Annotated in this window: 12 protein-coding genes; 7 read left to right on the forward strand and 5 right to left on the reverse strand. The window is 71.1% G+C overall.

Annotation, left to right across the window (positions count from 1 at the left end; translation table 11 throughout):
* Window positions 1-212 precede the first annotated feature (212 nt).
* From ACFY29_RS16950 to ACFY29_RS16965, 4 genes are all read right to left on the reverse strand, one after another.
* Complete coding sequence (locus ACFY29_RS16950; RefSeq protein ID WP_328419777.1) at window positions 213-470, reverse strand: hypothetical protein; 258 nt, start codon at window positions 468-470, stop codon at window positions 213-215.
* A gap of 110 nt (window positions 471-580) precedes the next feature.
* Entirely contained in the window at window positions 581-991 is a 411-nt protein-coding gene (locus ACFY29_RS16955) for an Asp23/Gls24 family envelope stress response protein (protein ID WP_328419779.1), read from the reverse strand.
* Window positions 992-1105: 114 nt separating this feature from the next.
* Window positions 1106-2110 (reverse strand): methylmalonyl Co-A mutase-associated GTPase MeaB, encoded by a 1005-nt coding sequence (gene meaB, locus ACFY29_RS16960; protein ID WP_355609414.1) that lies wholly within the window; start codon window positions 2108-2110, stop codon window positions 1106-1108.
* A gap of 55 nt (window positions 2111-2165) precedes the next feature.
* Entirely contained in the window at window positions 2166-3365 is a 1200-nt protein-coding gene (locus ACFY29_RS16965; protein WP_386987128.1) for an acetyl-CoA C-acetyltransferase, read from the reverse strand.
* Window positions 3366-3427: 62 nt separating this feature from the next.
* Here ACFY29_RS16965 and mce point away from each other — a divergent pair, with 62 nt between their 5' ends.
* The 4 genes from mce to ACFY29_RS16985 all read left to right on the forward strand — a co-directional run bounded on the left by mce (window position 3428) and on the right by ACFY29_RS16985 (window position 9550).
* Window positions 3428-3901, forward strand: a complete 474-nt coding sequence (gene mce, locus ACFY29_RS16970; RefSeq protein WP_328419785.1) for a methylmalonyl-CoA epimerase — start codon at window positions 3428-3430, stop codon at window positions 3899-3901.
* Window positions 3902-4272: 371 nt separating this feature from the next.
* Window positions 4273-5628 carry a crotonyl-CoA carboxylase/reductase gene (ccrA, locus tag ACFY29_RS16975; RefSeq protein ID WP_386988451.1) on the forward strand — a complete coding sequence of 452 codons (1356 nt, stop codon included), beginning with the start codon at window positions 4273-4275 and terminating at the stop codon, window positions 5626-5628.
* 285 nt (window positions 5629-5913) lie between these two features.
* Entirely contained in the window at window positions 5914-7176 is a 1263-nt protein-coding gene (locus ACFY29_RS16980) for a DivIVA domain-containing protein (RefSeq protein WP_328419787.1), read from the forward strand.
* A 178-nt stretch (window positions 7177-7354) separates the two neighbouring features.
* Window positions 7355-9550: a hypothetical protein gene (locus ACFY29_RS16985; RefSeq protein ID WP_386987132.1), complete on the forward strand. Its 2196-nt coding sequence runs from the start codon at window positions 7355-7357 to the stop codon at window positions 9548-9550.
* A 124-nt stretch (window positions 9551-9674) separates the two neighbouring features.
* On the opposite strand, the gene ACFY29_RS16990 is transcribed toward ACFY29_RS16985, so the two are convergent.
* Window positions 9675-10031 carry a hypothetical protein gene (locus ACFY29_RS16990; protein ID WP_355609462.1) on the reverse strand — a complete coding sequence of 119 codons (357 nt, stop codon included), beginning with the start codon at window positions 10029-10031 and terminating at the stop codon, window positions 9675-9677.
* A 299-nt stretch (window positions 10032-10330) separates the two neighbouring features.
* Between ACFY29_RS16990 and ACFY29_RS16995 the strand changes: the two genes are divergently transcribed.
* Genes ACFY29_RS16995 through ACFY29_RS17005 form a run of 3 tightly spaced genes read left to right on the forward strand, consistent with a single transcriptional unit; the run spans window position 10331 to window position 12514 of the window.
* Window positions 10331-11110, forward strand: a complete 780-nt coding sequence (locus ACFY29_RS16995) for a helix-turn-helix domain-containing protein (protein WP_386988454.1) — start codon at window positions 10331-10333, stop codon at window positions 11108-11110.
* Complete coding sequence (locus ACFY29_RS17000) at window positions 11101-11295, forward strand: DUF397 domain-containing protein (RefSeq protein ID WP_386987135.1); 195 nt, start codon at window positions 11101-11103, stop codon at window positions 11293-11295. Before ACFY29_RS16995 ends, ACFY29_RS17000 begins: the two co-directional genes overlap by 10 nt.
* A gap of 13 nt (window positions 11296-11308) precedes the next feature.
* Window positions 11309-12514 (forward strand): AI-2E family transporter, encoded by a 1206-nt coding sequence (locus ACFY29_RS17005; RefSeq protein WP_386987138.1) that lies wholly within the window; start codon window positions 11309-11311, stop codon window positions 12512-12514.
* Window positions 12515-12516 lie beyond the last annotated feature (2 nt).

Raw genomic sequence — 12516 nt, forward strand, 5'->3', positions numbered from 1 at the left:
GTCACGCCGTACCCGTGGGTAACGTGAGCTGGGCGGTTTCCATTCGACGGCAGGCCGAGTACGTGGACCGAGTCGGTGAGGGTGCCGGCGCGACGGTGGCCGTTGCCACCGTCGCACCGGAATGAGAGGCCGCCGGTGGCACGGCGGACGATTGTCATCCCCCTACGATGGCCACCTGCGGCCCACCGCCAGCCGAGGTCAGGAGACTGATCTCAGTAGCGGGTCTTCACGAGGAACTGGTAACCAAGCAACTTGGTGCCGTTGTAGTTGTACATCGGCCAGCACTGCTGGGGCGACGTCCACGACGAGACGTACGTCGGCCTCGCCGCTTTGCACGCCGACATCGTCGGGTACATCGGGCTGTTGTAGTCCGCAAGAGCGGGCGAGGCGGTGCCCAGCACCAAGCCGCCAGCCAAGGCGACAGCAGCGATGAGGGTGCGGGGGCGGGGGTGACGCGAGTTCTTCGCCATCCTTACTCCATTCCTGGTGAACCGTCCATTATGGATCTTGACACCAGGAGCTTAAGGCACCCACCGGGACGCGCACGCCGAGCGTCTACCTCTGGCCGCCCTGTCGGAGGTCAGGCCGTCGGAGCCGCGGCCCCGCCCATCTCCACGTCGTCGACCCGGATGTTGACCTCGTCGACCCGCAGCCCGTACGCCTCGACCGCCTCGGTGACCCGTGCCCGCACCTGGCCGGTCACCTCCGGCACCGGCTGGCCGGCCTGGATCACCAGTACCAGGTTGACCACAGCCGCGTTTCCGGTCACGTGGGCAGAGCAGCCCCGCCGGGCATCGCCCACCTCATCCAGCCCCACCTTGTCGAGGAACGAGTTGAAGAACCGGGCGACGTCCCCACCAAGCTCGGCCACCCCGGGCACCGCGCGGGCCGCCGCTACGGCGATCTTCTCGATCACCTCGTCGGAGACCTGCGTCGACCCACCGGCCGCCGCCGACACCGTGGTCAGCTCTCGCGTCGCCTCGTCACTCACGTCCCGCTCCCCTGCTCTTCGCGCCACCGCACTGGCACACGCCCGACCCCCACCGCCGTGGGGCGGTGCGAGCCTACAAGGGCGTCGGGATGTCGGGGTGTCCCTGGTGGACGGTCAGCGGGCGAGCTGGGAGAGCAGGGTATCCGCCGCCGCGTACGGGTCGAGCGCGCCCTCAGCCACCTTGGCGGCGAGCGTGGGCAGCTCCGTACCGTCGCGCAGTGAGCCGATCCGGGCACGGAGCACGCCGAGCGCGATGGCCTCGATCTCGGCGGCGGCCCGCGTCTCCTGGCGGCGGCGCAGCTCGCCGTGCTCGACCAGCCAGCCACGGTGCTTGTCGATCGCGGCGGCGATGTCGTCGATGCCCTCGCCCCGCGCGGCGACCGAGCGGACCACCTGTGGCCGCCACTGCCCCGGGCCGCGCTCACCGAGGGCGATCATGCCCTGGATGTCGCGGACCGTGGCGTCGACGCCGTCCCGGTCGGCCTTGTTGACCACGAACACGTCGGCGATCTCCAGGATGCCGGCCTTGACGGCCTGGATGGCGTCGCCCATGCCGGGCGCGAGCAGCACCAGCGTGGTGTCGGCCAGCGACGCGACCTCCACCTCGGCCTGGCCGACGCCGACGGTCTCCACCAGCACCACGTCGCAGCCGGCGCCCTCCAGCACCCGGACCGCCTGCGGCGTCGCGGCGGCCAGCCCGCCGAGGTGCCCACGGCTGGACATCGACCGGATGTAGACGCCCGGGTCGGTGGCGTGGTCCTGCATCCGCACCCGGTCGCCGAGGATCGCCCCGCCGGTGAACGGGCTGGACGGGTCGACCGCCAGCACGCCGACCCGGTGCCCCCGGGCCCGCAGCGCGCGGACCAGCTCATTGGTGGTGGTCGACTTGCCCACCCCGGGCGAACCGGTCAGCCCGACCACCTGGGCCTGCCCGGCGTAGGGCGCGAGCGCCGCCGCGATCTCCGGCAGCAGATCGTCGCCGTTCTCCACCAGCGTGATCAGCCGGGCCACCGCGCGGGGGTCGCCCGCGCGAGCCCGCTCGACCAGCAGCGGTACGTCCCGGCTACGGCGCACCGACGAGGCGCCCGCCGCCGGAACGTGCTCGACCGCTTCGCTCACTGTGCCATTTTCGTTCACGACTGCGGGGCTCGCAGAACCGGCTCACTTCTCGCGCTCACTGGTTGGTCTCAGCCTTACCCGGAACATGGATGATCAGGGCGTCGCCCTGGCCGCCGCCGCCGCAGAGCGCCGCCGCGCCGGTGCCGCCGCCACGCCGCCTCAGCTCCAGCGCGAGGGTGAGCACCAGCCGGGCACCGGACATGCCGATCGGGTGCCCCAGCGCGATGGCACCACCGTTGACGTTGACCTTGTCCGGGTTGATCCCGAGGTCACGGGTGGACTGCACGCCGACCTGGGCGAAAGCCTCGTTGATCTCGATGAGGTCCAGGTCCTCGACGCTCAGGCCGCCCTTCTTCAGGGCGTGGTTGATCGCGTTGGACGGCTGCGAGTGCAGGGAGTTGTCCGGGCCCGCCACGTTGCCGTGCGCGCCGATCTCGGCCAGCCAGGTCAGCCCCAGCTCCTTGGCCTTGGCCTTGCTCATCACGACCACCGCGGCGGCGCCGTCGGAGATCGGCGAGGAGCTGCCGGCGGTGATCGTGCCGTCCTTGGCGAAGGCGGGACGGAGCTTGGCCAGCGACTCGACGGTGGTGTCCGGGCGGATCCCCTCGTCCTCGTTGATCACCAGTGGGTCGCCCTTGCGCTGCGGGATCACCACCCGGGTGATCTCCTCGGCGAAGTGGCCGTTCTTCTGCGCGGCCGCGGCCCGCTGGTGGCTGGCCGCGGCGAAGGCGTCCTGCTCGGTGCGGGAGATGCCGTGCTTCGTACCGAGCCGCTCGGTGGACTCGCCCATGGAGCAGCAGTCCCAGGCGTCGCTGAGCCCGTCGTGCGCCATGTGGTCCTTGATCACCACGTCGCCGTACTTGTAGCCGGAGCGCTGGCCGAGCAGCAGGTGCGGGGCGTTGGTCATCGACTCCATGCCACCGGCCACCACGACGTCGAACTCGCCGGCCCGGATCAGCTGGTCGGCCAGGGCGATGGCGTCCAGGCCGGAGAGGCAGACCTTGTTGATGGTCAGCGCCGGCACGGACATCGGCACGCCGGCCTCGACCGCCGCCTGCCGGGCCGGGATCTGGCCCGCACCGGCCTGGAGGACCTGACCCATGATCACGTACTGGACCTGGTCCGGGCTGATACCGGCCCGCTCCAGCGCTGCCTTGATCGCGATCCCGCCGAGCTTCGTGGCCGGGAGGTCCTTGAGGTTGCCCAGCAGCCGCCCCATCGGGGTCCGCGCGCCGCTGACGATCACCGAAGCCATGCCTGCCTCCGAGGGGGGTGCCGAGCTGTACGCCTTAACGATTGTTCGGTCAGACTAACGCCATGGCTGAGAACTCCCCCGCCGAGCCCGGTGCGGACTACGTCACAGACATCGGGCTTCGCAAGATTGACCACGTCGGGATCGCCGTGGCCGACCTGGACGCCGCGATCGACTTCTACCAGCGGACGTTCGGGATGCGCTGCGTACACATCGAGACCAACGCCGAGCAGGGCGTCCGGGAAGCGATGCTGGCCGTCGGGCCGACCGCCGAGGGCGGCTGCGTGCAGTTGCTCGCCCCGCTCACCCCCGAGTCGACGATCGCCAAGTTCCTGGACCGCAACGGGCCGGGCGTGCAGCAGGTCGCGTACACCGTGGTGGACATCGACGTGGCCTGCGCGGCGCTGCGCGCGCGGGGGATGCGGCTGCTCTACGACGCCCCACGGCGCGGGACCGCGGACTCGCGGATCAACTTCGTGCACCCCAAGGACGCCGGCGGCGTCCTGGTCGAACTCGTCGAACCCGCCGCCTCGCACTGAGCCCGCCACGCGGCGCCGCTCGCTGGCGGCCGGGGCTCTGATCAACTCCAGATCGCCGATGTGGCGGTGTCGCGATCGTCCGGACACCGCCACATCAGCGAAATGGAGACGATCAAGCGTCGCAGGGACCGCGCAACGGGCCCGAGAGCGCATGGGTGCGCGGTTGGCGGGGCCGCCGGACACCTTCACGCATCGGCCGATGCAGTTTTTCACAGATGACTTCCGGCTTTAGCTACCGTTCAGTAACGTCCCGGCCCACAGGAGCGCGACCGGTGCCGGATGTGTCGAATGCCGACATGGCGGTCGTGCCCACCGGCGCCGACGATGGCAGCACCCGGGCCCGTGCGGGTGCGGACGAACCGGAGGTCACCGTGCAGGACATCCTCGAAGCAATCATGGCGGCGGAGGAATCGAGCGACCCGGACCGCGAACTGGCCGGCCTCGCCGGGCTGCCCGTACCGGAGAGCTACCGGGGCGTGGTCGTCCGCGCCGAAGAGGCCCGGATGTTCGACGGCATGGCCACCCGGGACAAGGACCCCCGCAAGGCGCTGCACGTGCAGGAGGTGCCGACACCGGAGCTCGGGCCGGGCGAGGCGCTGATCGCGGTGATGGCCAGCGCGATCAACTACAACACGGTGTGGACCAGCATCTTCGAGCCGCTGCCCACCTTCAAGTTCCTCCAGCGGTACGGCCGGATCTCCGAGCTGACCAGCCGCCACGACCTGCCGTACCACGTGGTCGGCTCGGACGCGGCCGGCGTGGTGCTGCGCACCGGCCCCGGGGTGACCCGGTGGGCCGCTGGCGACGAGGTCGTCGCGCACTGCCTCTCCGTCGAGCTGGAGGACGCGGCCGGGCACGACGACACCATGCTCGATCCACAGCAACGGATCTGGGGCTTCGAGACGAACTTCGGCGGGCTGGCCGAACTGGCCGTGGTCAAGGCCAACCAGCTGATGCCCAAGCCGCGCCACCTGAGCTGGGAGGAGGCGGCCAGCCCAGGGCTGGTCAACTCCACCGCGTACCGGCAGCTCGTCTCGCACCACGGGGCCAACATGAAGCAGGGCGACGTGGTGCTGATCTGGGGCGCCTCCGGCGGCCTCGGCGGATACGCCACCCAGATGGCGCTGAACGGCGGCGCCATCCCGGTCTGCGTCGTCTCGTCACCGGAGAAGGCCGAGCTGTGCCGCCGGATGGGCGCGGAGCTGGTCATCGACCGGGCGGCCGAGGGCTTCCGGTTCTGGAAGGACGAGGAGACCCAGGACCCGGACGAGTGGAAGCGCCTGGGCGAGCGGATCCGCGAGCTGACCGGGGGTGAGGACCCGGACATCGTCTTCGAGCACCCCGGCCGGGAGACCTTCGGCGCGAGTGTCTACGTGGCCCGGCGCGGCGGCACCATCGTCACCTGTGCCTCCACCAGCGGCTTCCAGCACCAGTACGACAACCGCTACCTCTGGATGCACCTCAAGAGGATCGTCGGCAGCCACTTCGCCAACTACCACGAGGCGTGGCAGGCCAACCGCCTGGTCGCGCTCGGCAAGGTGCACCCGACGGTGTCCCGCACCTACCCGCTGGAGCAGACCGGTCAGGCGGCGTACGAGGTGCACCGCAACGCCCACCAGGGCAAAGTCGGAGTGCGCTGCCTCGCCCCCGCCGACGGGCTGGGCGTCCGTGACGGGGAGTTGCGGGCCCGGCACGAGGACGCGATCAACCGGTTCCGGGGGCACTGACCGGGCCGCAGGCCGGACGGACGAGCACCGGATGGCCATTGCGGTGATCGGCCATTGTTCTTCCACCCTATTTGTGGGATACCCAGCCGGATCGAACAAAGGGCCACGGGCACGTCCCGTGGCCCTTTTTCGTGTCACTCTCCGTGGCGTCCGACCCGCCCGGGACCTGCCAAGATCGCCGATTGGTCCGGCCTCGTCGATTGCGGGAGTTGACCATGTAAAGAGGACACGAAAGCTGCGCACCGCTCTTGCGAAGCACCCTGGGGCGTCTGCCAGTATGTCCCAATGCCCCAGCAGCAGTCCTCCCCTCTCGCGTTCTTCGATAACGCGAACTCGCAGCCAGATTTCACCGTTGGCCTGCGCGGATACAACACTCACCAGGTCGACGACTTCCTCGGCCGGATGACGGCCGCGCTGACCCAGTCCGAGCAGGCCCGTGCCGAGGCCGAGCAGCGGATGAACGACGCCCAGCGTCGCCTCCGCCAGGCCGAGCAGCGCATGAGTGCGCTGGAGCAGAAGCTCACCGACACGAACAAGCAGCTCGAAGAGAACAACCGGCCCACCCTCTCCGGGCTCGGCACCCGCGTCGAGCAGATCCTCCGGCTCGCCGAGGAGCAGGCCAACGACCACCGCAACGAGGCCAAGCGCGAGTCTGAGGGCATCCTCTCCGCCGCCCGCCTCGAGGCCCGTGAGATCACGGACAAGGCCCGCGCCGAGGCCGCCGCGATGAAGGCGAGCGCCGAGCGCGAGGCCGGCAACCTGCGCACCGCCGCCGAGCGCGAGGCCGCCGAGGTCCGGGTGCAGGCCCGCCGCGAGGCCGACACGCTGCGCGCCGACGCCGACCGCGAGACCAAGCAGCTTCGTACCGTCACCGCGCACGAGGTGGCCGAGCTGAAGTCGACCGTCGAGCGGGAGGTGGCCACCCTCCGGGCCACCGCCGAGCGGGAGATCACCCAGCAGCGGGCCAAGGCCGCCCGCGAGGCCGAGGAGAAGCGCGCCGAGGCGACCAAGCTGCTCACCGACGCACGGGACAAGCGCGACAAGGACCTCCAGGCCCTGGAGCTGCAGCTTGCCGAGCGGCGGGAGAAGGCCGAGCGCGAGGAGTCCGAGCGGCACGCCGCCCAGGTCGCGCAGACCCAGAAGATGGTCAGCGAGGCCGAGCAGCGGGCCCGCGCCGCGCAGGAGCGCGCCAAGGAGATCGAGCAGCGCGCTGAGGCCCGCCGGGTCGAGTCGGAGCGCAGCGCAGCCGAGACGCTCGACAAGGCGAAGGCACACTCGGAGAAGACGCTCAACGAGGCCAAGGCCGAGTCGCAGCGCCTGCTCACCGAGGCCCGCACCGAGGCGGAGCTGACCACTCAGGCCGCCCGCCGCGAGGTCGAGGACCTCACCCGGCAGAAGGACGCGGTCACCTCGCAGCTCGGTCAGATGCTCTCCGGGCTCGCCGGCATCGTCCCCGGCATGCCAGCCGCGGCCGCTCCGGCGGCCAAGCCGGAGGCCAAGAAGGCCGACGGCGGTCAGGAGCGGGCGACGGCGGAGACTGCCGGCTGACGCCAGGCGTCAGGTTGGGGCAACGACGGCGCGAGGTGACACCGGGTAACCGGTGTGACCTCGCGCCGTGTGCGTTTCCCGCCCCTTGGCATTCACCCGTTGCGTCCGGAGTGAAGTAGGTCCCATAAGGGGCGTCCGTATCGCCCCAGCAGGGGCCGTTGCGTGTGAGGATGGGGGCATGTCGCACGGCGAGGAACTGTTCGCACTCGGCGGGGACGTGACCACGGAGCCCAGCTTCGAGTCCGCTCTGCGGGGATACGAGAAGAAACAGGTCGACCGGTACGTCGCGCGTGCCGAGCACGAGATCGCGACCCTCGCCGCCGAACGGGAACAGGCGTACACACAGATCCACAAGCTCGCCGGCCAGGTCGAGGTGCTTCAGCGGGACCTCGTCCAGGTGCGCAAGCAGATGAACGTGGTGGACCGGGCCTCGTTCCGGCACCTCGGCCCCCGGGTCGAGTCGATCCTCGCCCTCGCCGAGGAGCAGGGCGAGGAGATCCTGTCCGCGGCGAACGAGGAGATCGAGGCCCGCCGCGCCGCTGCCGAGCACATCATCGATGAGGCCCGCGAGCAGGCCGCGCGGGCACTGAAGGACTTCGAGATCACCCTCGCCGCACGACGCGCGGAGGAGGAGCGGCACAGCGCCGCCCGGCGCGCCGAGGCGGAAGAGACTCTGCAGTCGGCCAAGGACGAGTCGGCGCAGTTGCGCAAGACGGCGCAGGACGCGCTGGCGAAGGCCCAGCAGGAGGCCACCCAGCTGCGGGACACCGCCAAGGAGATCCACACCCGGGCCCAGCAGGAGGCCACCAAGCTGCGCGAGGCGGCCCGCGAGACGCTGACCACCGCCCGGCAGGAGGCCAGCGAGCTGCGCGAGGCCGCGAAGGAGGTGCACGCCAAGGCCCTGCAGGAGGCCAAGCGGCTCACCGACACCGCGACCGAGGCCGGCCGGGCCACTCACGCCAAGGCGCAGCAGGAGGCCAAGCAGATCATCGACGACGCGTCGATGGCCGGCCGGGCCACCCGGGCGAAGGCCCAGCAGGAGGCGGAGCGGCTGATAACGCAGGCCACCGAGTCGGCCAAGCGCAGCCGGGGCGAGACCGAAGCGTACGTGCAGCGGATGCGCAGCGAGACCGAGGCGTACGTGCAGCACGCCCGGGCGCAGACCCAGCAGGAGCTGGGCGCCTGGCGGGCCGGCGTGGAGCAGGAGGTCAACTCCCGGCGGGAGACGGCCGACCGGGAGCTGGCCCAGCGGCGGTCCACTGCCGAGCAGGAGTTCGCCAAGCGTCGCGACGAGCTGGAAAAGCAGTACAAGTCCCGCCAGCACGAGCTGGAGACCGGTTTCACCAGCCGTCAGGAGGAGCTGGAGACCACCTTCAGCAGCCGCCAGCAGGAGCTGGAGACGGGCTTCATCACCCGGCGCGACACACTGGAGACCGAGTACACCACCCGCAAGAACGAGGTCGAGCAGGGCGCCGACGCGATCCGCCAGGCGGCCGAGCAGGATGCGCTGACCATGCGCCGGCAGGCCGAGGAAGAGTCCGCCGAGATGCTGAGCCGGGCCGAGACCGAGGCGGGCGACAAGCGCCGCGAGGCCGACGAGCATGTCGCGGCCTCCCGCCGCCAGTTCGAGGAGTACGCGGCCACCACCCAGCAGCACCTGGCCACCACCCAGCAGCATCTGGCTGCCACTCAGCAGGAGTCGGCGGCCGGCCGGCAGCAGCTCGCCCAGGTCATGCTGGAGATCGCCCAGGCCCAGCAGCAGCTCGCCGACCTGCGGCAGGAAACCTGGAAGTCCCGGCAGGAGTCCGACGAGCTCCAGCGGCAGATGGCCGAGCTGCGGTTGCAGAGCGTCACCGTCCCGACCGTCGACGGGGCCGCGAGCGCGCCGGCCACGCGCGACGGAGCGACGGCGAGCGCGCCGACCAGCGGAGACGGCTCGACCGCACCGGTTGCTGGAGACCGTCCGACCGCGCCGGTCGCTGGAGACGGCCTGACCGCACCGGTTGCTGGGGACGGCCGCGTGACCGCCCCGGCCACGGCGATCACCGACGCTGCCCCGGCGACCGCCGGAGCCGCCGCGAACGGGTTCAAGGCCGAGCCTGCCGACGCCCGGCAGCCGGCGAACGCCGAGGCCGAGCCCGCCGAGCAGTCCACGACCCGGCCGGTGGCCGAGCCGTTGACCACCGTCGACGGCGGGGCGGCCAGCGCCGGGGTGGACGGCGAGCCGACCGTGGCCGCCGTTCCGGGTGAGGGTGGCCGGGGCGCCAAGCCGACCAAGATCACCAGCACCGGCGAGAACGGCAAGCGGCCGACCAAGCCGACCACCGACGAGCGCAGTGCCAAGCCCAGCAAGGTCACCGTCGAGAAAGACTGACCCGCACGGCAACAGCCCGGCCCCGGCCGCGTCGCTGTCGAGCTGCCCCCGATCTGGTTGTCGAGCTGCCCCAGATCTGGGGCAGCTCGACAGGGCGTCGGAACAGCATCGGGCACCGGCCTGATCAGCCGGGCTGGCACGGCAGGTCAGGGCCCGGAGGCGGGTCGATGACCGGGCGGCGGAACGGGCCCCACGCCACGAAGCGTTCGAACAGCTCCCGAGGGGTCGGCCCGTCGTAGGGGTTGAGCTGGTACAGGTCGTGTGCCGCCTCGTGATAGAGCCCGGCCAGGTAGATGGTCAGGGCCGCCGGGTCCGCGTCGAACTCCGCCTTGAGCAGCAACCGGGCCTCCGCGCACGGCCACGGCCGGCCGTCGGCCCGGCAGCACCACATCGGCCGCAGCGGGGTGTGCGGCGTCCGTTCACCGCAGGCTCGGGGATGTGCGGGGTACGGCCCGAGCCGCGGGTGCGGCAGCCCGGCCATCGACGTACGCGCCCGCGACCGTCGGGGCCAGCCGGGGCGGCTTGAGCTGGGCATGGGGTACCTCCTCGACTGGGGACGGGAACGCGCAGCCGGGTGCGCGGGCCCGGTGGGGTGACAACCGGAGCTGCCGACGGCGATCCGGTAGGTGACAGTCTGCTGATCACACCGCTACGGTCGGAAGGCGTCGGCGCGTCCGACGGCGGAGCTGCGTCGGTTGCGCGACCCGCCGGGCGGGCCGGTGGAGACGACCCCCGACCTGCGGAGGCACTGTGGAAGGCGACGCCGCGCCGACGGCCGACATGATCCGCGCCCAACTGCGCCGGCTGCGCACCGCCGCCGGGATGAGTCAGGAGGACTTCGGCCGGCTGGTGCACTACTCCGGTTCGATGGTGTCCGCGCTGGAGCTGGGTCAGCGCCCGCTGGACCGGCTCTTCCTGGCCCGCGCCGACGAGGTGCTGGCCACCGGCGGCCTGCTGGTCTACCTGCTCAAGCTCGCCGAGCGGGACGGCCAGCCAAGCTGGTTCCGGCCCTGGCTGGACGCCGAGCGCAGCGCCCGCCAGTTGCGCTGCTTCCAGCCCACGCTGATCCCCGGCCTGCTCCAGACCGAGAACTACGCCCGCGCCGTCCTTCGTGGCGACGAGACCCTCAGCACGGACGGCCTGGACAGATTGCTCGCCGGTCGGATGGACCGCCAATCGCTGCTGATCCAAGCCGAGCCGCCGCAGTTCGTCGCCGTCATCGACGAGTTGGTGCTGCGTCGCACCGGTGCGGAATTCCTAGGGCTGATGGTTGAGCAGGTCACCCACCTGATCACCTGCGCGGAGCAACCAAACGTCAGCGTGCACATCGTTCCGGCCGAGGTCGGGCTGCACCCAGGGCTGTCGGGCCCGTTCGTCCTTGCTCGGGGCGCGGACGGCGGCTGGGTGGGGCACCTGGAAAACCAGCTCGGCGGCACGGTGGTGGACACCGAGGATGGTCTGGCTACGCTGCTCGCAAGATGGGAGAGCGTGCGGAGCGATGCCTTGTCCCGCCGACACTCCATCGAGCTGATGAAAAGGATCGTGACGACATGGAGCTGAACGGCGCCGAATGGCGCAAATCAACCCGCAGCGGCGTGAGCGGGGGCGACTGCGTCGAGGTGGCGGACAATCTTCCCGGGGTGGTGGGCGTGCGGGACAGCAAGGACCGAACCGGCCCGGTGCTGGTCTTCGCGCCGGCCGCCTGGCGGGCGTTCGTCGCCGTCGCCCGCCGACCCACCGCCTGACCCGGAGGTCCTGTTGCCGCAGAACGGCCCGCCGACCGAGAACCCGGACGCGACGCCCGGTCGCCCGCCGGCCAGTCCCCCGCCGATCACTCCCTCGCCAACCGAGACGCCACGCCCGGTGCCGATCCCCGACCCGGGCGTCGACCCGGACGAGCCGCCCGCCGTCCCGTCCGGAAAGTTCGGCACGCCGGGGCGTCCGCTTCGGCGCAACAGCTTCCTGATCGGCTTCACCGGCGCGGTCGGCGTGCTGCTGGCGTACACCCTTTATCTGGGGGTCCGCAACGCCGGCGGCATCCTGGTGCTGGTGGTGATCGCGCTCTTCCTCGCGGTCGGCCTCAACCCGGCGGTGGTCCGGCTGCGCCGCTGGAAGCTGCCGCACGGCCTGGCGGTCGCGGTGGTGGCGCTGACGGTGGTGCTGCTGCTCTGCGGCGGCGTGGTGGCGCTGGTGCCGCCGATCGTGACCCAGTCCGGGCAGTTCATCGACCAGATCCCCAGCCTGGTCGAGGATCTGCGCCGCAACCCGACGGTCAATGACCTGGTGGAGCGGTACGACGTGATGGAGCGGGTGCAGAGCGCGGCCAACGCCCAGACGGTGGGCCGGGCGCTGGGCGGGGTGCTCGGCGGCGCCCAACTGATCTTCGGCACGGTGTTCCGGACGCTGACCGTGCTGGTGCTGACCATCTACTTCCTGGCCTACTTCAACCGGCTGCGCTCCCTGGGTTACGCGCTGGTGCCGCGCTCACGCCGGGAGCGCGTACAGCTGATCGGTGACGAGATCCTGGCCAAGGTCGGCGCGTACATGGTCGGCGCGTTGAGCATCGCGGTGCTGGCCGGCGCGACCACCTTCGTGTTCGCGTTGATCGTCGGGCTGCCGTACCCCTTCGCGCTGGCCGTGGTGGTCGCGGTGACCGACCTGATCCCGCAGATCGGTGCCACCCTGGGCGCGGTGGTCGTGAGCCTGGTCGGTTTCGCCACCAGCCTGCCGGTGGGTATCGCCTGCGTGGTGTTCTTCCTCATCTACCAGCAGGTGGAGAACTATCTGATCTACCCGAAGGTGATGCGGCGCTCGGTCGAGGTCAACGAGGTGGCCGCCCTGCTGGCCGCGCTGCTCGGGGTGGCGCTGCTGGGCGTGGTGGGCGCGCTGATCGCCATCCCCACGGTGGCCGCGCTGCAACTGATCCTGCGCGAGGTGGTGCTCCCCCGGCAGGAGACCCGCTGACC

Source organism: Micromonospora sp. NPDC000668 (genome assembly GCF_042897975.1).
Lineage (GTDB): Bacteria > Actinomycetota > Actinomycetes > Mycobacteriales > Micromonosporaceae > Micromonospora.

What these genes read in the sequence shown, in the direction of transcription:
- ACFY29_RS16995 (WP_386988454.1), top strand. Translation starts at nt 10,331, where the DNA reads ATGATCCGCGCCCAACTGCGCCGGCTGCGCACCGCCGCCGGGATGAGT.
- ACFY29_RS16990 (WP_355609462.1), bottom strand. Translation starts at nt 10,031, where the DNA reads ATGGCCGGGCTGCCGCACCCGCGGCTCGGGCCGTACCCCGCACATCCC.
- ACFY29_RS16980 (WP_328419787.1), top strand. Translation starts at nt 5,914, where the DNA reads ATGCCCCAGCAGCAGTCCTCCCCTCTCGCGTTCTTCGATAACGCGAAC.
- ACFY29_RS16950 (WP_328419777.1), bottom strand. Translation starts at nt 470, where the DNA reads ATGGCGAAGAACTCGCGTCACCCCCGCCCCCGCACCCTCATCGCTGCT.
- mce (WP_328419785.1), top strand. Translation starts at nt 3,428, where the DNA reads ATGGCTGAGAACTCCCCCGCCGAGCCCGGTGCGGACTACGTCACAGAC.
- ACFY29_RS16985 (WP_386987132.1), top strand. Translation starts at nt 7,355, where the DNA reads ATGTCGCACGGCGAGGAACTGTTCGCACTCGGCGGGGACGTGACCACG.
- ACFY29_RS16965 (WP_386987128.1), bottom strand. Translation starts at nt 3,365, where the DNA reads ATGGCTTCGGTGATCGTCAGCGGCGCGCGGACCCCGATGGGGCGGCTG.
- ACFY29_RS17000 (WP_386987135.1), top strand. Translation starts at nt 11,101, where the DNA reads ATGGAGCTGAACGGCGCCGAATGGCGCAAATCAACCCGCAGCGGCGTG.